This is a genomic window from Bacteroidales bacterium (assembly GCA_016709865.1).
In the GTDB taxonomy this organism is placed as follows: domain Bacteria; phylum Bacteroidota; class Bacteroidia; order Bacteroidales; family VadinHA17; genus LD21.
Genome location: JADJLX010000005.1, coordinates 1,503,436 through 1,525,066 on the forward strand (window position 1 = coordinate 1,503,436; position 21,631 = coordinate 1,525,066).

The window sequence follows — 21,631 nt, forward strand, 5'->3', positions numbered from 1 at the left end:
TTTAGTTAACAAAACGAAAACAGAAGAATACGATCTAAAAAGCTTATTTCTTGAAAGTTACAGGTTCATTCCACCCTAACACGTTTACTTCTTCCCGTTAACTAATCTATACAAATGGACCTGCTTATGTTTCTAAACAAAAAATAAGCTATAATGTTTATATAGACAATGTAAATTTAAAAATAAATTTTAAATTAGGAGTCGTTATTAACTGTAAATAAACAATTTGAATAGTTTTATGTTGTTTATGAAATAAAGAATAAATACATCTTTAATGACTCTTTAATGAAGAAAGCATTACTCATCTTATTTTCTATAATTCTTACTACTCATCAGGTAAGTGGCATACAGATCACAGTAACGGATAGTTTAAAGCAGGTACTTAAAACCTCCGGGGAAGATACATTAAAGGTTAATATTTTGATTTCCATATGCAAAAATGAATCCAGATCGTCACCAGACAGTGCTATTTTCTACGGTACAGAAGCATTAAAGCTCTCTGAAAGTCTCGGTTTTGGTAAAGGCTCAGCAAATGCCAACAAGTATATTGGAATGGGTTATTATTTTCTCGGTAACTACAGTGAAACAATTAATTACTGGCAGCAAGCCTTAAACAGCTTCGAAGCCATAAACGATAAAATTGGCGTTTCGAATATCCTTAGTAACCTTGGCGCCCTTTATGCAAATCAGGGTGATGATGTAAAAGCCCTGGATTATCATCTGAGATCACTAAAAGCGGCAGAAGAATCTAAAAACACTCTCCGGATAGCAACATCAATGATCAATATAGGAGTTATCTACCTTAATAATCCTAAAACCCATGACCTCTCACTCAAGTATAATCTCTCAGCTTTGCCCCTGAGTGAAAAAATTGAAAATAATGATGCAATAGGTACTGCAAGTGTAAATATCGGTGAAGTATATTTCTACAGGGAATCATATGACACTGCTCTCTTCTATTATGAAAAATCGCTCAGCGCCTTCAGAAAATCGAATTCCGGAAATGTTCCTTATACCCTTACCAACATTGGAAAGGTTTATATGAAAAGCGGCGACTTTAAAAAGGCGATCGAGGTTCAGAAAGAAGGGTATGAGATTGCAAAACAATCAGATGCAAAGCTTGAGATGGCACAAACGCTTCTCGGACTGGCAGAAACATATTCTATAGCAAAAGATATTAAATCGGCCATAAAAACCTACAAAGAAGCCAGTGAGACAGCAGAAGAAATCGGAGCAAAGAAGGAATTAAAACAAGCATATGAAGGGCTCTCAGTTTCATATTCGAAAATGTCAGATTATAGCAATGCATTTAAATATCAGACACTGCTTACAAACATCAAGGACACTTTATACATTACAGCCAATAACAACAAGATTCAATTTCTGGAACTAAATTATGAACTCGACAAAAAGGAGACACTGATAAGCCTGCAGGATGTAAAAATCAAGAAACAGAAATTTACTCAGAGGACCTTTATTATCGGTTTTATATTAGCCATTCTGGTGGCTATACAAACTTACAGAAACTACCGGAGGAAAGTAAGGACCAATGAGCTCCTTGCCAAACAAAAGGCTGAAATAGAGGTCATAAACAAAAACCTTACTGACAGCATTAACTATGCCGAGAGGATCCAGTCAGCTATGTTCCCATCCAAAGATATTTTGTCGGAAAACCTTTTCGAATATTTTATTTTATTCAAGCCACTTGATATTGTCAGCGGTGATTTTTACTGGTTCAAACAAAATAACAATTCAATTTTTGTGGCAGCTGCAGACTGTACCGGACATGGAGTACCCGGAGCTTTTATGAGTATCCTTGGTCTTACGTTTCTTAATGAATTAGTGCATAGCGCTATTACAATTAATGCAAATGAAGTATTAATCAAGCTCAAGGATCACGTAATAAGAACCCTGCATCAGACTCAGACCTACACCAGTGCCAGAGACGGAATGGAAATGGCCCTTTTCATTCTGGATTTAGAAACCAATATAATCCAGTTTTCAGGAGCACGTCGTCCTTTATATCTGCTAAGAGATAAGCAGATTACCGAATTCGCAGGTGATAAAATGCCATTGGGGATCCATGATGAAGCGGACAACTCATTTACAAATAAAGAGATAGAAATAAAAAAGGATGATATCGTCTATTTATTTAGCGACGGATTTGTAGATCAGCTAGGGGGCCCTGACAGAAAAACATTCAAGACAAAGAAATTTAAAGATCTCCTGATAAACAATTGCCATCTCTCTATGAATGAGCAAAAAGAAGTTCTTGAAAATGCATTTGAGGAGTGGAAATCGAATATTGAACAGATAGATGATATCCTGGTAATAGGAATTAAATTCAAATTTGGGGCAGGCGGATCAGAGGTTTAGTGATTAACTCAAAATTACGATTTTTTTCAGTTTATAACCTGATTGGATACCGGAAAGTAAAACATGTATTTTCGACCTCCCAACTTTCACATTACATTGATCCAAAGTAATTTAACATACAAGCATCACAGGTATCTACCCAGGTTCTAAACTAAAACCTGTAATATCAGGTTATGTTGCCCCATTGTAACCGGTAGAAACCTGGCAGTGTTCGAAAAAAATAAACATTGCATATATCATTATTTAGAATGCTTCTAAATAACATTCTTTCCTAACTTTGCATAAAAAAAAATGAAAAGAAACATATTCCTTGTATTGCTCATTCTCTCAACACTGGCATCAGAGATAAATGGACAGGAAACAAATGAACCGAAAAATCTGTCTGCTGATATTCTGACAAAAACAGAAGACAAGCTAGTTTTCGGAGGATATGGCCAGATTGATTTCGCAAAACCGTTCTCAAAGGACAAAACCATCAATTCAACTCTCGATGTATCGCGGCTTATTCTTAGTATGGGTTACAATTTTTCCGGCAAAACCTCATTTTTCACCGAAATAGAATATGAACATGTAAAGGAATTGTACGTTGAGCAGGCGTTTGTTAATCATTCATTCAATGATTATCTAACACTCAGGGCCGGTCTCCTTCTGGTTCCGATGGGTATAATAAATGAATATCACGAACCAACAACTTTTAACGGTGTAAACCGGCCTTCGGTCGATAATCTTATAATTCCAACCACATGGAGGGAAATTGGTTTTGGAATTACCGGAAGATTCCAGGAACCGGGACTTAAATACCAGTTATACATGATGAATGGTTTCCTTGGGCATGATGGCACGAAAGGACTAATTACAGGTGAAAAATTCCTAAGAGATGCACGTCAGAAAGGGGCTAAAGCCGTCATGACCTCCCCGGATTTTTCTGGCAGGATAGATTATTTTGGAATAAGAGGATTAAAAATCGGATTATCATGCTATTATGGCAAAACTGAATCTGGTCTCTTTAAAAATCTCGACCTTACCAATCCGGAAATGGTATCGAAGGCTGATTCATCTGTTGTTGGTATTACAATGGGTGCCCTTGATGCCAGATACAGCATAGGGGCTCTTTCATTGCGTGGCGAATTTGTAATGTCATCACTCTCAAATACACTGCAATACAACGGATTAACTGATAAAAATGCACCGAAGGCTGTTAGGGGAATGTATAGCGAGATCGCCTATAACATGCTCTATGGCACAAATTCACAGTACAGCCTTACTGCATTTTTCAGGTTTGAATCCTATGATACCCATTTCAAAGTTGATCCTGGTATAACAAAAGAGGCAAAGTACAATGTAAACGAATATATATTCGGTATCGGTTTCAAGCTGGCAGAAGGGGCAGTATTAAAGGCCGATTATCAAATTGCTCAGCCAGGGGATAATTCACAGTCTAGAAAAGTTTTCAATGCAGGAGTTGGCGTGTGGTTTTAAATAAATAACAGAAAGGGCTTATCGTATGGTATTTGCATTAATTTCACTCTTACTGATCTTTTCAGGACCTTCCCCAATGAGAGAAGAGTACAAAAAAGCAGTTGATAAAAACATTTCAGCAATCCTTGGATATGGTGAACTAAAGTTTCTCCACACCGATTCAGGGAAAGAATATTACAGTTTCAGGTCGTCAGAGGAGAGAAACAATGCCTCTATGGTTCTTTCATCTGCAAAAGGCAGGTTCGAGAGCTTCGATTACATGATTATAATAAATCCTGATTATGAGATCATTGATATTAAAATTCTTAAATACCGGTCTGAGTACGGTTATGAAATATCCAATAAAGGATGGCTTAAACAGTTCTATAGTAAACCTGATACACGGTTCGAGTACCGGAAGAATATCGATGCTCTTTCAGGAGCAACTTTTTCTGCACAGTCGCTTGTCAATGACGTTAATCTGATAATAGATTATCTGAAAAAATAACTATTACCTCTTCCTCACTGCTTTCAGGAGATAGAGGGGCCATTGCAATTTGCCATATCAGGCACCAAACCTGGTACAAAACAAAAACCACCTACATATTTAATTATGTAAGTGGTTAATTTTCTTTGTAGCGAGACCGAGAATTGAACTCGGGACCTCATGATTATGAATCATGCGCTCTAACCAACTGAGCTATCTCGCCATCATGATCTTTTTGCGGGTGCAAATATAACAAGTTGTTTACAATTTAACAATAAGGTAGTTTAGTTTCAGTTTTTTTTCTATATTGCAGAAAAAGTTGGCTAAGGAATAAAAATTTATCATGAGGTTGAAGTTCGAATTGGAATATACACTTAACTGTTCGGCGAAAGTTCTCTTCTCGCGTCTAAGTACACCTGAGGGTCTGGGCGAATGGTTTGCAGAGAAGGTAAACGTGGAAGGTGATCTCTTCTCATTTTTCTGGAACAATACCGAAACAAAAGCAAGGTTGTCGGCAATGAAGGAGAACAAACTGGTGAGATTTGAGTGGCCGGAGATGGATAATGAAGATGAAAACTATTTCGAGTTCAGGATAAATATGGACGAACTTACAGGCGATCTCGCACTTATCATAACTGATTTCGCTGAAGCAGACGAAAAAGAAGATGCCATTTATCTCTGGGATAATCAGATCCAGGACCTGAAGAGGCTTTTGGGGATATAAAGGAGTAACGGCGTAAAGGCTTAAAGGCCTGGAAAAGGAGAAAGGAGAAAGGGAGAGGGGGAGAAAGGGAGAAGAAAATAAATATTTTTTCTAAATCATCTATCATCAATTATACATAATACATCAATTTTTCCGTTTAATCATTACAGCATTGTGCTATTGCGCCCTTACGCCTTTACGCCATTGCGCCCTTCTTCCACATTAGTAAAAATGAATTGTTCCCAGACACAATATTTGATAAAATTCAAGTATTTTTGCACTTCAAATGAAATCAGTCAGTGAAAAAGGTTGACAGCTTTGTATTAAAATCATTTATAGGCCCGCTGGTTTTTACATTTTTCATTGTGCTTATCATACTCCTTTTGCAGTTCCTCTGGATGTATGTCGACGAACTGGCAGGTAAAGGTCTTGAATTCAAGGTCCTTGCCGAACTCCTTTACCATTTTGCCATGACCTTCGTTCCAATGGCACTGCCGCTGGCAATACTCCTCGCATCGCTTATGACTTTCGGTAATATGGGGGAATTCAGCGAGCTTTCTGCACTCAAAGCTTCAGGAATACCTCTTCAGAGAATAATGAGGCCACTGATCGTTCTTCTTGCAATCCTGGCAGTAGTCTCCTTCTTCTTTTCTAATAACGTCCTGCCCTATTCCACTGAAAAAGCGCGTACCCTGTTGTGGGATATCAGAAGAAAAAAACCTGACATAAATATTCAGGCCGGAACTTTCTATAACGGAGTGCCTGATTTCAGCATTAAGATTACAAAAAAAGATCCTGAAACAAACCGTCTGGAGGACCTTATAATATACGACCATCGCGACCGCAGAGGAAATGCCTCAGTAATACTCGCTGACTCTGGTTATATGAAATTAACTCCTGATGAAACAGGACTGATTATGACCATTTATTCCGGTCATGCCTATAACGAGATGCCTGAAAAAAAAGCTGGGGTCACTTACAGAAGGTATCCATCCAGAAAAGATCAATTCATAGAACAATCTATCGTAATCCCGCTTACCGGCTTCGATCTTGAACGAAGCGAAGAGGGCCTTTTCAAGTCAAATGCTGCAATGAAAAATATTGCAGAACTGACATTTTGTATTGACTCGATGAATAAAAAATATACTGAAAAAGTTAACTTTCAGTTCTCTGAATTTAATGAAACAAAGCTCTATTTCGAAAAAAATTATGTAACAGATTTTTCAGACACACCCAATCCTTCCGATACTCTGAGAAGACTTAAAACATTCGATGCCAGGGCTATTTTCGATTCCCTGACAGTTTTTGACAAAAGAACTGCACTTACTTCAGCTATAGAAAAGCTCAAAGATGCCAACAGCTTTCTTACTGTAAAAAATGAATCACTTCATTATGAGGTAAAAGCTATCAAGCGTTATGAGGTGGAATGGAATAAAAAACTGACAATGTCATTCGCCTGCCTGGTTTTCTTCTTTATTGGCGCTCCTCTTGGAGCAATAATACGTAAAGGAGGCCTTGGTACACCCGCAGTCATCTCTATCTTCTTCTTTGTCATATATTATGTCATATCAATTTCCGGTCAGAAGCTTGTTGAAGAAAATGTAGTTGGAACATTCGCAGGCATGTGGGCAGCTTCATATATTCTGCTGCCAATCGGGATCTTTCTCACATATAAAGCAACAACAGACTCGGTAATCATGAACATTGACACTTATCTTATGTTCTTCAGGAAGATAAGGGATTATTTATTTCGGTTTTTTATGAACGGTACAGGAAAAAAACCTGCATCAAGTTAATTATTTCTAAAATGAACGGTTTTAAGTTAAATACAATTGAAGAAGGGATTGAGGATATCAGGAACGGAAAATTACTGATTGTCGTTGATGATGAGGACAGGGAGAATGAGGGTGATTTTATCTGCTCTGCAGAGCTTATTACTCCCGAAAAAGTCAATTTCATGGCCAAGCATGGTCGTGGATTAATCTGTGCAGCATTACCTGAGGAGAGATGCGAAGAGCTGAACCTTGATCTAATGGTTGGCATAAATACTTCGTTACACGAGACTCAGTTTACTGTTTCTGTCGACTTGCTTAACAACGAAACAACCACAGGTGTCTCAGCCAAAGACCGGGCTTTGACCATCAAGGCCCTGGTGGATCCTTCTACCAAACCATCTGATCTTGCCCGTCCGGGTCATATCTTTCCCCTTAAAGCTAAAGCAAAAGGAGTACTGAGAAGAGCAGGGCATACAGAAGCTGTTGTTGACCTGACAAGGATGGCAGGACTTCAGCCGGGAGGTGCTCTCGTTGAAATTATGAATGATGACGGCACAATGGCCCGAATGGACGATCTTCAGATTATAAGCGAAAAATTCGGCATAAAGATCATTACTATAAAGGACCTTATTACATATACGCTCGACAGGGACTCGATTATCGAAAAAGGAGATAAGGTACATCTGCCAACTGACAAAGGCGATTTTGAGTTTATCCCATTCCGACAAATAAGTAATGGACTGGAACATGCCGCTCTTATCAAAGGCACCTGGACAAAAGATGAACCGGTAATGGTCAGACTACACTCATCATGCTTCACCGGCGATATATTCGGATCGATGAGATGCGATTGCGGACAACAACTTCAGAAGGCCATGGCAATGGTTGAAAAGGAAGGAAAAGGAGTTGTTATTTATCTCAGCCAGGAAGGCAGGGGCATCGGGCTTCTTAATAAAATAAAAGCTTACAGGCTTCAGGATGAAGGAATGGATACTGTTCAGGCAAATCTTAAACTTGGATTCGGGGAAGATGAGCGCGACTATGGTGTAGGCGCCAGCATAATGCGCGAACTGGGACTTGGAAAGATACGCCTGATTTCAAATAATCCGGTAAAACGTGCCGGCCTCGAAGGTTATGGTATAAAAATCACCGAAACGATTCCTCTAATAATTGAATCCAATCCCTACAATAAATTCTATCTTGAGACAAAAGCAAACAAAATGGGGCACGATCTCACCTGCTACAAACATATTGTTAAGGATTAAGAATTTTGCTATTTTTGAAAATTATTAAGATCTGACCATTCATGAAAAACCTCAGGATTGTCTTTATGGGAACACCTGAGTTTGCGGTTGCAACTCTCGGATCGCTGCTTATGAATGGATTTAATGTGGTTGGTGTTGTTACAAGCCCCGACAAACCTGCAGGAAGAGGCAGAAAAGTTACAAAAAGTGCAGTTAAGGAATTTGCCGAATTCAGCTACCTGCCCATAATGCAGCCAGCCAATCTAAAAGATCTTGGATTTATTCAATCACTTAAAGACTTAAAAGCAGATCTCTTCATTGTTGTTGCTTTCAGAATGCTTCCTGAATCAGTATGGAAAATTCCATCAATCGGGACAATAAACCTGCATGCATCACTCCTGCCCGACTATCGTGGCGCAGCTCCTATAAATCATGCTATTATAAACGGTGAGCAGTACACAGGTGTAACAACATTTTTTATTGATGAAAAAATAGATACAGGAAAAATCCTTTTAAGAGAGGAGATACAGATCTTTCCTTTTGAAAATGCCGGTGACCTCCACGACAGACTAATGAAACACGGAGCCCGTCTGGTAATTAGAACTCTTTCAGATATTTCAGAGAACAGTATCAAACCTGCCTCACAGTCAGAGCTCATCAAACCCGGTACTATTCTGAAAAATGCTCCTAAAATAAATCCCGACTTTTGTGTTATAGACTGGACAAAAGATCCTGTCGCACTGAATAACTTCATAAGGGGACTGGCTCCCTATCCATGTGCCAGGTCAGTTTTTATTAAAGAGTCTAACACATATTCTTTTAAAGTATTTGAAGGTTATCCAGAAAATGCAATGCACTCCTTAAGACCAGGGCATATTATTTCAGACGGTAAGCATTACCTGAAGATTGCCTGCAGAGACGGATTTATAAATATCGTTACCCTGCAGCTTGAAGGTAAGGTAAAAATGAATACTGTTGAATTCCTCAGAGGATTCAGGATAAATGAATACGAAATCAAAATTAATTGACAGGTTTAAGGCTTCTTAACCACAGTTTCTTTCCTGGTCCGGGTTCAGTTCCCTCATCAATACGGTTCATCTCATAAAGACTTTTAATCTTTATCCCAAATTTTTGCGAAATAAGATACATTGTATCTCCCTCTGCTGTAGTATAGTAATCCTTACCCGGCTCTGCCTTATCCCTTTTCGGCTGCAGATAGAGTATCTGTCCGGAAACAGGTACGAAACTGTCATTTAGTTCATTGTATTTAGGCAATTCCCATCTGAGCAACTGAAACTCCTTCTCAATCTTTTCCCTGGTATCGCCATCTCTCACAATAATATATTGGATCCTGTTATTCTCCATAATTCTTGGCACACGTGCAGCCACTTCACTATTTACATTCGTATTCACAACCGGAGTATTTGGCGAAGTAATGACAGTTTCTGTTGTGACACTTCTGCCCCTGTCAAGTGCCATGAGATTATTCTCCTCTATATTTCTGATTAACATGTTTGCATAATCGGGATTTGTTGCATACCCTGCCTTTTTCAATCCCCTGGCCCATCCTTTATAGTCTGTAACATCAAGGTCAAAAAGAGAAGTATAACGCGAACCAGATTTCAGAAAATCAGAATGATCATAATATGATTCAGCAACTTTCTTATATTTCCTGAAACATTCATTTCTTTTATCATCATGGTGACGAATAGTCTGGCCTGTCCAGTCGTTATGGCACTTAATTCCAAAATGATTATTTGCTTCAACAGCAAGTCGGCTCCTTCCAAAATCTGACTCAATCATTCCCTGTGCCAGTGTAATACTTGCAGGAATGCCCGTTCTCTTCATCTCGCTTATAGCCAGATCTTTATATGTGTCAATATAATCCCGGGCCGACATACCCGACCCTGATGTGGAAACAACAGGCTTATAAGTTTTACAGGAAGTAAATCCGACAATAATAACAATTAATAAAGATGTAACGCTAATCCGCATGTATGGTCTGTTTTCTGCAAAATAAATAAATAAAAGGTTCTAAAATGCCCTGAGTTATCCGAAGTGCATAAAGGTTATTAACAATCCGTACAGTCAGTTAAACTTTAGGCACTCCAAACTCTAGGCACTTCGAACTTTATTACTACTTTTGTAATCCAAACTGAGTTAGGGTGTTATGACAAAAACCAGAAGTATATCATTTTCCTACACAGAATTTGAAAAGAGTGAGGAACTTAAAGATAGTGACAGGCAGCTTATTGCAGTTGCCCTGGAATCTGCCGGGAAGGCATATGCTCCATATTCCAAATTCAGAGTCGGAGCTGCTGTTAAATTGGAGAGTGGTCTGATTATCAGCGGTGCAAATGTTGAAAATGCAGCATTCCCTTCAGGCATTTGTGCAGAAAGGAGTGCTCTGGCTAATTCGATATCAAATCATCCGAAAGACAAGCCTGTGACAATTGCGATTGTATCGATGACATCTGAAGGAATAACAAATGATTTTCCATCACCCTGCGGGAATTGCAGACAGGTAATAGCAGAAGAAGAATCAAGGATTGGAAGTAAAATCAGGATTATTCTTTCAGGCAAAAATAAAACAGTAATAATTGACAGTGTAAGCGATTTGCTGCCATTACAGTTTAATAAAGAAAACTTAAAAGTTACTCTTCCCTGACAATAAGCTGGAAACCTGCACCATGAATATTCTTGATATTCAGATTAGGATCTTCTGACAGAAACTTCCTCAGTTTTGTGACATAAACATCCATGCTTCTGGCTGTAAAATAGTCATCTGATCCCCATATTTTTTTAAGTGCCAACTCTCTGCTTATAAGCGCGTTTGGATTTACTGCAAGTAATTCAAGCAACTGGGATTCCTTCGGAGACAACTTTTTTTCATCTTCTCCCATTGTGAGAGTCCTGAGCCTGGAGTTGAATATAAACTTACCTATTTCGTATATATCTCTTGTACCATCCTGAAAGTCACGTCTCGAAAGGATAGCACGGATTTTAGCAAGTAAAATATCTGTGTCAAAAGGCTTTGTGATATAATCATCGCCCCCTACTCCATAACCTTTAAGCACGTCCTCTTTTAGCTTTTTCGCAGTTAGAAAGATAATCGGTACCTCATTATTTATCTGACGAATCTCCTGTGCAATAGTAAAACCATCAACATGAGGAAGCATAACGTCCAGGATGCAGATATTGAAGGTTCCTTTTCTGAAATGGTCAAGTGCGTACTTGCCATCGTCGACCCATTCAACGGAATAGTCATTTATCTCAAGGTATGACTTAAGGACTGAACCAAAACTCAGATCATCCTCAACAAGAAAAATCTTAACAGGTTTGTTACTCATATTAGTTCTCCCAGTTAAATGGTAAAAATATCTCGAACCGGCTTCCTTTACCGGGTTCACTGAATACAGTTATGCTGCCTTTGTGCGCATCAATAATAGCCCTGGCATAGTTTAATCCCAGTCCGAATCCTTTTACATCGTGCACATTCCCTGAACTCTGCCGGTAAAACCTTTCAAAAATCTTGCTCTGAACTGCTTTTGACATACCTATTCCTTTATCCTCAACAGACAAAATTACACCTTTCTCATTATTTATTGTAGAAACAGTAATCTCCGGGGATTCAGGCGAATACTTTATGGCATTATCGAGAAGGTTATTAACAAGGTTTAACAAATGCTCATTATCACCATAAATAATGGGATTATCAGCATTAAGATTAAGAGAAATAGTCCCGTTACGCTGCTGTACCTGAATATCTATAGATTCAATTGCGTGATCAATTACAGAATGTATTGAAACATTCTCAAATCTGAATTCAATCTCCTTTTTATCAAGTGATGCAATTTGCAGGATAGTCTCAACCTTCTTATTCATGCGGGCATTCTCTTTCTTGATCATACCGATGAAGTGTCTTACACTTTTCTCGTCGTTGATAACTTTGGCATTTGTTATTGTATCTGCCGCCAGCGATATAGTAGCGATTGGTGTCTTGAACTCATGAGTCATATTATTTATGAAATCCGATTTCATCTCGGAGATCTTTTTCTGTCGTATAATAAAGTACAGACTCAGGGCGAAAGTTGCCAGAATGAACAGTGAGAAAAGCAGGGAACCGCCAAGGATCCAGACCATGTTACCCAGAACATAATTAGCCCTCTCAGGGAATACGACTGAAAGGATGAGATCCTGCCTAATCAGATTATCAGGAAATAACTGGATCTTATATTTACTCTTCAGAAAATCATTCTTCTGGGGTTTCTTACCCGACATATTCTGAACCACCCCGTTTTTAATAATAGCAAACTCATAAGGAGTCTCAATTTGTGCATATTGCAGAGATCGCTTCAGATTAAAATCTATTTCTTTGTTATCGAGTTCGAGAGTTTTTTCCCAGGAGTATATTTCAGATATCATCTGATTGCTCATATTCTGAAACTCATTCGACCTTTTCTTTACCCATTCAAGAAATTCCGATTGTCTTATATAATCAGCCCTGGAACTTGTGCTGTGACTATCGCCGCTTTTGACTATTTTAAGATTCCCGGATTTATCGGGAGCAGCAACAACAAAAGAGAGTGAATCAGAAACAATTGATGTGTCACCATTATATGTATACGATTTATTAATTGTTGTAACCTTCCCTGTATCGTAGTTACTGCTTATTGTCTGATTTGTAATCCTGACACTGAATTTGCTTCCCGGCTCAGAAGAGTAAGTACCTATACTCATATACCCTGTTATATCCCCTGGATTATTTCCGAGAGCTAAGGGGTCATTCAACATGAAGTTGTTGAAGAAATTCATTTTTCGTGATTGCTCGATATCATTTGCAGCATTACTAAGAGCCAGTGAAACATTATAATTAAATCCGTTATTCTGAATACGTATAGCATTTGTTATCCATACTATCTGAACCCAGATAATACCAATGACCGAAAAGATCATCATTATGATAAGTCCTGTGAATCGCATCTTATTCATAGCACAAAAATAAAATTTAAAGCAATTGCTTATTAGCTATTTAACTTTTCATTAACTCTAATTAACCTAACATTAACCGATCATTTTGCAGATTGCCGTACTTTTGATCTATTATTAACAAAATCTATAAGCCATGAAAAGATTTCTAACAATTCTGACGCTCTCATTCATAGTTTGCCTTATACCATTTTCCGGTATAACAGCACAGGAGAAGAAGAGTGAACAGAAAATTAAAGTTATTGTAGATGACGGATCGGGTACCAAAGTCGTTATTGATACCCTTATTAAAGACGGACTAACCAAAGATACTGTTATTGTTAAAGGAGGAAAGATGGTTTTTATAGGCCATTCCGGAGTTGAAAAGATTAACAGGCATACGGACGGATCCGGTAATGTTTATGTATATGTATCCTCCGACGGTGATGAACCCGCAAAAGACTCCAGGTCAGTTACTGTTGTCAGCTCCGATGATGCTACATGGACAGTAAAGGATTCTGAGGGAAAAAACGAAAAGACTGAAAGAACTATTTATATCAGCGACGGGAAGAGTAACGATAAAAAGATAGAGAAAACTTACAGTGTAACAGTTTCCAAGGATGACAACGAATCACCTGAATATGAAACCAGGTCAATCATTGCAAAAGATGGCATTGTAGTTACTGTTGAAGGTAATGATGAAACAAAAGTAAAGGAGCTTGTAAAAGAGATTCAACAGAAAATGGGAGTTCAGCCTCCTGAAGCTGATACAGATGGAGCTGGAAAAGTTTCAACAAAAAAGGCTGTAAAAAAGTAATTAAAATTTTCTTTTACCGCTTAGGGCCACAGAGTTTTCGCAGAGGTACGCAGAGTAAATTGTTTTAAGGATTTCTCAGCGGTTCTCTGCGACAGCCTGAGCTCGCGAAGGCCTTTGCGTTCTCTGCGGTTAATTAATTCAGACACAAAAGAGGTATTATTTTACCGAATCCATAAAGACAGACCAGATATCACCTTCAGGGAAGTGGCCAATGATTGATACCGGTTCCTTTTTGACAGGGTGAATAAATTCAACCTTCCGGGCAAACAGGCTTATACTTCCGTCTTCATTTGATCTCTGGAATCCGTATTTCAGGTCACCTTTTATCGGGCAGCCAATTTTTGCCAGCTGAGCTCTGATCTGGTGATGTCTTCCTGTATGTAGCTCTATTTCTAGCATATAAAAACGCTCAGATCTTCCTTTTAATCTGTATGTAAGACTGGCAGATTTCGAACCCTTCACCTCTGTATCAAAGACATAGCTTTTATTCTGTGCCTCGTTTTTCTTCAGAAAATGTGTAATAGTGGCCTCATCCTCAGGAGGACGCTCCTTTACAATAGCAAGGTAAGTTTTCTTCACCTGCTTATCCCTGAACATCTCATTGAGCCTCTCAAGTGCTTTTGAAGTACGGGCATAAAGCAGGACTCCGCTTACTGGTCTGTCGAGCCTGTGAACCACACCCAGAAAAACCTCTCCAGGCTTTTTATATTTCTCAGCAAGATATTTTTTTACCTCGGTATCGAGTGATACATCACCGGTTTTATCGCCCTGTGCCAGATCTGAGGATCTTTTATAAACAGCAATAATATGATTGTCCTCGTATAGTATTTCTGCCATCTGAATTATTATTAATACTGCTCCTTTTCGTTAGGAAAATCCTGCGATCTTACATCTGTAATATACGCCTGGACAGCCCCTTTGATCTCGGTATGGAGGTTATGATACCTCCTGAGGAATCTTGGAGAAAACTCCTGTGTAATACCAAGCATATCGTGAAGAACAAGAACCTGACCATCACATTTTCCTCCGGCCCCTATGCCGATAACCGGGATCTTTAAACTTACTGTAACCTCTTCTGCCAGTCTCGCCGGTATCTTTTCCAGAACTACAGCAAAACAACCTGTCTGCTCAAGTAACCTGGCATCCTCCATCAGCCGGCGTGCTTCCTCTTCCTCCTTTGCCCTCACAACATATGTCCCGAACTTATGTATTGCCTGCGGGGTGAGTCCGAGATGCCCCATCACAGGAATACCTGCTGACAGTATTCTTTCGATTGATTCAACTACCTGAAAACCTCCTTCAAGCTTAACTGCATGGGCGCCTGTTTCTTTCATTATCCTTATTGATGAAGCCAAAGCTTCCTTGGAGTTTCCCTGATATGTTCCAAAGGGAAGATCAACTACTACCAGCGCTCTCTTAACGCCTCTGACAACAGAAGCAGCATGGTAAATCATATTGTCGAGTGTAATCGGCAGAGTTGTATCATAACCTGCCATTACATTTGAGGCAGAGTCACCTACCAGAATAACATCTATTTCTGCTTCATCGATGATTCTGGCAATGGAATAATCGTAAGCCGTTAACATGGCAATCTTTTCACCTTTGAGCTTCATCTCATTTAGAACATGAGTGGTTACTCTTTTGACAGTTTTATGTATCGACATAATAATTAAAGTGTTGATTCCAGCCGACAAAGTTACAGAATTGTATCGGATGATTCATATCAGCTCATACTTCTTTTTGATTTGGCAGACCCAGACAGAATCTCTGTCGTTTTGTCACAACTTAAGTCATATTTACCTGAAAAATTAATTTTTTCACAATGGCATAATCATTGCTTATCCAAATTAACAAACTGAAAATTTTTAAACTATAATAAAATGGGAAAAATAATTGGCATCGATCTCGGAACAACAAATTCATGCGTTTCAGTAATGGAGGGCAATGAACCAGTTGTAATCCCGAACAGTGAGGGAAAAAGAACCACCCCTTCGATAGTAGCATTCATTGATGGAGGAGAAAGAAAAGTGGGAGATCCGGCTAAACGGCAGGCAATAACCAACGCTAAGAATACTGTGTTCTCGATAAAAAGGTTCATGGGCGAGACATATGATAAGGTAACAAAAGAGATTAAAAGGGTATCCTATACAGTGGTTAAAGGGGATAATAATACACCCAGGGTAAAAATAGATAACCGAATGTATTCACCTCAGGAGATATCTGCAATGATCCTTCAAAAGATGAAGAAGACTGCAGAAGATTATCTCGGACAGGAAGTTACAGAGGCTGTTATAACTGTTCCTGCATATTTCAGCGATTCTCAGCGTCAGGCTACAAAAGAGGCTGGTGAGATTGCCGGACTAAATGTAAAAAGGATAATTAATGAGCCTACTGCTGCTTCACTTGCATATGGCCTTGACAAAAAATCACAGGATCTTAAAATTGCAGTGTTTGACCTTGGCGGCGGAACATTTGATATATCAATTCTTGAGCTGGGCGACGGCGTATTTGAGGTAAAATCGACAAATGGTGACACTCACCTTGGCGGTGACGACTTTGATCATATGATCATCGACTGGATGGCAGAAGAATTCCTTAAGGATGAAGGTGTTGACCTTAGAAAAGATCCTATGGCTTTACAGCGTCTGAAAGAGGCTGCAGAGAAAGCCAAGATTGAACTATCAAGCTCAACTACCACCGAAATCAACCTTCCTTATATAATGCCGGTTGACGGAATTCCAAAACACCTTGTAAAAACACTTACACGTGCCAACTTTGAGAAAATATGCGATAAGCTTATTCAGGCATGTATCGAACCTTGTAAACTGGCTCTTAAGGATTCAGGACTTAAAGTAACTGAGATTGATGAGGTACTTCTTGTTGGAGGATCAACACGTATACCTGCAATACAGCAGCTCGTTGAGAAATTCTTCGGAAGAGTTCCTTCCAAGGGAGTTAACCCCGATGAAGTGGTCGCTATTGGTGCAGCTATTCAGGGTGGAGTTCTCACTGGTGAGGTAAAAGATGTACTTCTGCTCGACGTTACTCCGCTTTCTCTCGGAATCGAAACAATGGGTGGTGTCATGACCAAGCTGATCGAATCAAACACAACAATACCAACCAAAAAGACAGAGGTATTCACAACAGCAGCCGACAGTCAGCCATCAGTTGAAATTCATGTTCTTCAGGGCGAAAGACCAATGGCAGCAGGGAATAAAACAATCGGACGATTCCATCTCGATGGCATTCCTCCGGCCCCAAGAGGGGTTCCTCAGATCGAGGTATCTTTCGACATAGATGCAAATGGTATTCTTCACGTAGGTGCGAAAGACAGGGGAACAGGCAAAGAGCAGAGGATCAGAATTGAAGCATCTTCCGGGCTTAGCGATGATGAGATAAAAAGGATGAGAGACGAGGCTAAAGCCAATGCAGAAGCTGACAGTCTGGCGAAAGCAAAAGTTGAGAAGATAAATACTGCTGACAGTATGATCTTTACAACTGAAAAACAGCTTAAGGAATTTGGTGACAAACTTCCGGCAGACAAAAAGCCGGCTATTGAGGCAGCACTGGCTAAACTCAAGGAAGCTCATAAAGCTCAGGATGTTGATGCTATAGACAAATCCCTTGCTGAACTGAATTCAGTATGGCAGGTAGCTTCGGAAGAGATGTACAAGACTGCACAGGGTGCAGGACAGCCTACAGCTCAGCCTGGTCCGGAACAACCTACATCAGGCAACACTAAATCAGGTAATGAAGAAGTTACAGATGTTGACTTTGAAGAAGTAAAGTAAATATTCAATAATCATAGAGAAAAGAGGTCGAAGAAATTCAACCTCTTTTTTTTGTACTTTTATAGATAATTTTACGTTAGCAGTATATGAATGTAAAGACCTTATCAATCATAGCTTTTCTGGTAATATCTGTCGCGGCAAACTGTCAGACTGATACCAAAATAAATATTACCGACACAAGAGGGATGAAACAGGGCCGTTGGGAAAAAAAGTACCCTAATGGTAATACTATGTATGAAGGATTCTTCAGTGATGATCATCCGGTCGGGGAGTTTAAAAGGTACTATGATGATAAAACTCTGAAATCGGTTCTCATCTATAGCAAGGACGGAAAGGAAGCTGCGGCAGAACTCTATCATCCAAACGGATATTTAGCATCCAGAGGTAAGTATGTTAACCAGTTAAAAGAAGGAAAATGGAAATTCTTCTCTCAAATAGTCAGCGGATACCTTCTGAGTGAAGAACAATACATTAAGAATATACGAAATGGCATTTCACTTACTTTTTATCCCGATAGTACTGTTGCTGAAAAAGTAACTTATGTAAACAATGTAAAACATGGTGAATGGATAAAGTATTATCCTGACGGTAAAGTATGCCTGAAAGCAACTTATGTCAATGGAAAAGTGAATGGATTATTTGAATCGTGGTACGAAAACGGGGCCATACAGTTCTCAGGAGAGTATAAAAACGACTTAAGGAACGGAAAATGGCTCATCTTCAATAATAAAGGGTCATTGAAATATGCATTGGAATACATTAACGGAATAACTACAGATCGCAGACTGGAACTTGAGGAATCTAACTTTCTAGATTCACTTGAACTGAATATGGGTAAAATTGCCGATCCGGAAAATTCGGAGATAATAAGATAATGATCCTTTCTTTGCATCCATATAGAAATGCTATAGTAATTCTGGCAGCTCTTTTGTTGCTAACTGTCTCATTTCCTGCAAATGGGCAAAGCAATGCATATTTCTACAGAGTATATTTTAAAGATAAGGGAGATAACAATCCGGATAATACAACTCTCGAATCGGTGGTATCGCCAAGAGCAATTAAAAGACGCAGTAAAATTGGGATCACACATCCGGATATGAAAGATCTTCCTGTCTGGCAGGGATATCTGAGTCAGATAAAGTCGACAGGGCTTTCACTTCATTGTAAATCAAAATGGATGAATAGTGCTGTTTTCAGGTCTGACCTTCCAATAAACATAACTGCAATTCAGAATCTTCCTTTTGTAGCTGAGGTAAGGATTGTTAAAAGACCAGGCATCAAGAGCAGCTTCACTAATAAACTTGATTTTCAGGAGATTGCAGATGATTTTTCTGCCTTCGACCGCCCGATAACCATGGTGAACGGCTACCCTTTGCATAACTCCGGATACAACGGCAGCAATGTCCTTATTGCAGTACTTGATGGAGGATTTATGCTAGCCGATAAGATCTCATCACTGAGCCACCTGAGAACCAGAAATGGCATAAAGTATACTTACGACTTTGTTAACAATACAGGATATGTCTATAATTCAAGTACTCATGGCACAGCCGTTCTGTCGATACTTGCCGGAAAAGCTTCCGGGTTTATTGCCGGTACAGCCGCTGGTGCTGATTATATTCTTCTCAAAACTGAAGACACCGGGTCAGAATACCCGTGTGAAGAGGATTTCTGGATAGCTGGTGCAGAGTACGCCGACAGTGCAGGAGTTGATATTATTACCTCATCTCTGGGATATTATAATTTTGACGACCCTGCCATGAATTATAAATACAGTGACCTAAACGGAAATAATGCTTTTATAACCATAGCTGCTGACATCGCAGCTGCAAAAGGGATACTCGTTGTCAACAGTGCAGGCAATGAGAGGAACAAGGTGTGGAAAAGAATAATATTCCCGTCAGATGGCGACAGTGTTCTGGCTTCAGGAGCTGTCCAGGGAAACAATCTGATTTCGGACTTCTCTTCAGCCGGACCCTCCTACGACAGAAGAGTAAAGCCTGATATATCGACTATGGGTGTGAGTGTTCCGCTCCAGACTGCCGTGGCCTCTTTTACAAGGGGAAATGGAACATCATTCTCATGCCCCGTATTGAGCGGCATGGCAGCATGTCTTATTCAGGCAGTACCTGAAGCCGGGAATTATGATATCATAGAAGCTATCAGATCCAGCGCTGACAGAGTCAATACACCTGACTCATTATATGGATATGGGATCCCCAATATGGTTACCGCCCTCAATAAACTTCAGGACAAATATTTAAGAGTTCCTGAAGAGAATCCGGTAGCAGCGCCAAATCCTACCACAGGCTATTTTGAGTTCATATTAAAGGAACCTGACAGTAAAATAACTATCGAAGTGTTTTCAATGTCGGGCACATTGATCATCAGAAAAGAGTTTCCTCAATACGCCGGAAGGAGAATAAGTATTACAGAACTTCAGAACCACAATCAGGGGATATACCTGGTAAGGATTACAACAGATACAGGAACAAGTGTTCACAAAGTAGTTAAGATAAATAACTAATGATGAGCGAAAAACTGACTCTTACAGATCTGCAGCTATTAATCAGAGACTCTTTGTACATAGCCTTACCGGAAATGTATTGGGTTATAGCCGAGATTTCAGAGATTAAAGAAAACAGCTCAGGGCATTGCTATCTGGAACTGATTGAAAAGCATCCGGATGAGAATAATGTAAGGGCAAAGATTAAGGCAATAATATGGAGCAACAGATACAGGTTTATCAAATCACTGTTTGAAAATATTACAGGGGAATCGATTAAAGAAGGATTAAAGGTACTTGTAAAAGCTAAAATTGAATACCACGAGATATACGGACTCAGTCTTGTGATTACCGACATAGATCCGGCATTTACAGTAGGTGAGCTGGCTATGAAACGTCAGCAAATCATTCACAGACTCGAAAAAGAAGGCGTAATCACAATGAATAAGGAAATTGACTTTCCATATGCTCCCCAGAGGATAGCTGTCATTTCCTCAAAAAATGCAGCAGGATATACTGATTTCATAAAGCAGCTTAAAGGTAACAGCTTCGGATACACCTTCTATACAGCCCTGTTTGACAGTGCTATGCAGGGATCAGATCTGGAAAATGATATTATTAATGCTCTGAACAAAATTGCTGACAATTCAGAACAATTCGACCTGGTTGTAATTATCAGAGGCGGAGGTTCTCAGGCTGATCTAAGCTGGTTCGATAATTATAATATTGCTTACCATATCACCCAGTTTCCTTTACCGGTAATTACAGGTATTGGACATGATAAGGATATGTCTGTTACAGATCTGGTTGCATATAAGTCACTAAAAACACCTACAGCGTCAGCCGAATTCATCATTGGGTGTCTGTCTGACGCCGAAAACCATATTTATGAGATGTGGCAGAGAATCAGAGAGATTTCAGTACAGTATACCTCAGGGGCCGGACTGGTACTGACAAATCATGCAGCCAGACTAACAGCGGCAGCAAAATCATATTCACAAACAAAAATGTATTCGATTGAATCGCTTCTTACCAGTCTGAAAAACAAAACCCTGAATTACACTAATTTAATGAATTCAAAACTGAATGTTCTTGAAGTTTCTCTTAATATTCTGAATCCGGACAATGTTCTGAAGAGAGGTTATACGATAACATCGCATAATGGCAAAATTATTAAGTCAAAAGCGGATTTAATGGAAGGAGATGTGATTGATACCAGGTTTAGTAACGGGACAGCGAGGAGTAAGGTTATTAGATAGAAATCATCGGTCTCGCAATGACTAGTTAATTATAAAATTAATATATATGGCAAAGAAGGAATTTTCATTCAATGATGCAGTATCTGAAATTGAAGAAATACTGCAAAACATAGAGGGTGGAGAACTTGACGTTGATAAGCTGTCAGTTGAGGTAAAACGTGCTTCAGAACTTATAAAGCAATGCCAGAAAAAACTGAAATCGACTGAAGATGAAATCAACAGTATCTTCAGGGATTTGGCATAAAAA

At 39.3% G+C, this 21,631-nt stretch carries 19 protein-coding genes and 1 tRNA gene; 14 read left to right on the forward strand and 6 right to left on the reverse strand.

What is annotated here, in order from left to right:
• Positions 1-285: 285 nt before the first annotated feature.
• The 3 genes from IPJ16_14755 (at position 286) to IPJ16_14765 (ending at position 4,342) form a co-directional block, all read left to right on the forward strand.
• Positions 286-2,376, forward strand: coding sequence for a tetratricopeptide repeat protein (locus IPJ16_14755; protein ID MBK7628435.1), 2,091 nt, complete (start codon positions 286-288; stop codon positions 2,374-2,376).
• 291 nt (positions 2,377-2,667) lie between these two features.
• A complete protein-coding gene (locus IPJ16_14760) occupies positions 2,668-3,855 on the forward strand; it encodes a hypothetical protein (protein ID MBK7628436.1) in 1,188 nt (395 codons plus the stop codon).
• A gap of 76 nt (positions 3,856-3,931) precedes the next feature.
• Positions 3,932-4,342 carry an FMN-binding protein gene (locus IPJ16_14765; protein ID MBK7628437.1) on the forward strand — a complete coding sequence of 137 codons (411 nt, stop codon included), beginning with the start codon at positions 3,932-3,934 and terminating at the stop codon, positions 4,340-4,342.
• Between the two features lie 128 nt (positions 4,343-4,470).
• On the opposite strand, the gene IPJ16_14770 is transcribed toward IPJ16_14765, so the two are convergent.
• Positions 4,471-4,544: transfer RNA gene (locus IPJ16_14770), tRNA-Met, on the reverse strand.
• Positions 4,545-4,664: 120 nt separating this feature from the next.
• Here IPJ16_14770 and IPJ16_14775 point away from each other — a divergent pair.
• From IPJ16_14775 to IPJ16_14790, 4 genes are all read left to right on the forward strand, one after another.
• Positions 4,665-5,045 carry an SRPBCC domain-containing protein gene (locus IPJ16_14775; protein MBK7628438.1) on the forward strand — a complete coding sequence of 127 codons (381 nt, stop codon included), beginning with the start codon at positions 4,665-4,667 and terminating at the stop codon, positions 5,043-5,045.
• Positions 5,046-5,323: 278 nt separating this feature from the next.
• On the forward strand, positions 5,324-6,820 hold the full coding sequence (locus IPJ16_14780) for an LptF/LptG family permease (GenBank protein MBK7628439.1): 1,497 nt from the start codon (positions 5,324-5,326) through the stop codon (positions 6,818-6,820).
• Between the two features lie 11 nt (positions 6,821-6,831).
• Positions 6,832-8,064: a bifunctional 3,4-dihydroxy-2-butanone-4-phosphate synthase/GTP cyclohydrolase II gene (locus IPJ16_14785; GenBank protein ID MBK7628440.1), complete on the forward strand. Its 1,233-nt coding sequence runs from the start codon at positions 6,832-6,834 to the stop codon at positions 8,062-8,064.
• A 41-nt stretch (positions 8,065-8,105) separates the two neighbouring features.
• Positions 8,106-9,071, forward strand: a complete 966-nt coding sequence (locus tag IPJ16_14790) for a methionyl-tRNA formyltransferase (protein MBK7628441.1) — start codon at positions 8,106-8,108, stop codon at positions 9,069-9,071.
• On the opposite strand, the gene IPJ16_14795 is transcribed toward IPJ16_14790, so the two are convergent.
• Complete coding sequence (locus IPJ16_14795; protein MBK7628442.1) at positions 9,064-9,942, reverse strand: glucosaminidase domain-containing protein; 879 nt, start codon at positions 9,940-9,942, stop codon at positions 9,064-9,066. The genes IPJ16_14790 and IPJ16_14795 overlap by 8 nt on opposite strands.
• A 271-nt stretch (positions 9,943-10,213) precedes the next feature.
• Between IPJ16_14795 and cdd the strand changes: the two genes are divergently transcribed.
• The gene (gene cdd / locus IPJ16_14800; GenBank protein ID MBK7628443.1) at positions 10,214-10,711 is read left to right on the forward strand and encodes a cytidine deaminase; all 498 of its coding nucleotides are present in this window, start codon (positions 10,214-10,216) and stop codon (positions 10,709-10,711) included.
• Here the strand turns inward: cdd and IPJ16_14805 are convergent.
• Together IPJ16_14805 and IPJ16_14810 are read right to left on the reverse strand one after the other, a co-directional pair.
• Positions 10,698-11,393: a response regulator transcription factor gene (locus tag IPJ16_14805; GenBank protein MBK7628444.1), complete on the reverse strand. Its 696-nt coding sequence runs from the start codon at positions 11,391-11,393 to the stop codon at positions 10,698-10,700. The two genes, cdd and IPJ16_14805, sit on opposite strands and share 14 nt — an antisense overlap.
• A gap of 1 nt (position 11,394) precedes the next feature.
• A complete protein-coding gene (locus IPJ16_14810) occupies positions 11,395-13,035 on the reverse strand; it encodes a HAMP domain-containing histidine kinase (GenBank protein ID MBK7628445.1) in 1,641 nt (546 codons plus the stop codon).
• A 133-nt stretch (positions 13,036-13,168) separates the two neighbouring features.
• Between IPJ16_14810 and IPJ16_14815 the strand changes: the two genes are divergently transcribed.
• Entirely contained in the window at positions 13,169-13,828 is a 660-nt protein-coding gene (locus IPJ16_14815) for a hypothetical protein (GenBank protein ID MBK7628446.1), read from the forward strand.
• Between the two features lie 156 nt (positions 13,829-13,984).
• Here the strand turns inward: IPJ16_14815 and IPJ16_14820 are convergent, their stop codons facing one another.
• Positions 13,985-14,665, reverse strand: coding sequence for an RNA pseudouridine synthase (locus IPJ16_14820; GenBank protein ID MBK7628447.1), 681 nt, complete (start codon positions 14,663-14,665; stop codon positions 13,985-13,987).
• A gap of 11 nt (positions 14,666-14,676) precedes the next feature.
• The gene (gene panB / locus IPJ16_14825) at positions 14,677-15,492 is read right to left on the reverse strand and encodes a 3-methyl-2-oxobutanoate hydroxymethyltransferase (protein MBK7628448.1); all 816 of its coding nucleotides are present in this window, start codon (positions 15,490-15,492) and stop codon (positions 14,677-14,679) included.
• A 216-nt stretch (positions 15,493-15,708) separates the two neighbouring features.
• Here panB and dnaK point away from each other — a divergent pair, with 216 nt between their 5' ends.
• The 5 genes from dnaK (at position 15,709) to xseB (ending at position 21,628) form a co-directional block, all read left to right on the forward strand.
• Positions 15,709-17,619 (forward strand): molecular chaperone DnaK, encoded by a 1,911-nt coding sequence (gene dnaK, locus IPJ16_14830; protein MBK7628449.1) that lies wholly within the window; start codon positions 15,709-15,711, stop codon positions 17,617-17,619.
• Positions 17,620-17,705: 86 nt separating this feature from the next.
• Entirely contained in the window at positions 17,706-18,494 is a 789-nt protein-coding gene (locus IPJ16_14835; GenBank protein ID MBK7628450.1) for a toxin-antitoxin system YwqK family antitoxin, read from the forward strand.
• Positions 18,494-20,146: a S8 family peptidase gene (locus IPJ16_14840; protein ID MBK7628451.1), complete on the forward strand. Its 1,653-nt coding sequence runs from the start codon at positions 18,494-18,496 to the stop codon at positions 20,144-20,146. The genes IPJ16_14835 and IPJ16_14840 overlap by 1 nt, the downstream gene beginning before the upstream one ends.
• A complete protein-coding gene (xseA, locus tag IPJ16_14845; protein MBK7628452.1) occupies positions 20,146-21,384 on the forward strand; it encodes an exodeoxyribonuclease VII large subunit in 1,239 nt (412 codons plus the stop codon). The genes IPJ16_14840 and xseA overlap by 1 nt, the downstream gene beginning before the upstream one ends.
• Before the next feature lie 46 nt (positions 21,385-21,430).
• On the forward strand, positions 21,431-21,628 hold the full coding sequence (gene xseB / locus IPJ16_14850; protein MBK7628453.1) for an exodeoxyribonuclease VII small subunit: 198 nt from the start codon (positions 21,431-21,433) through the stop codon (positions 21,626-21,628).
• Positions 21,629-21,631 lie beyond the last annotated feature (3 nt).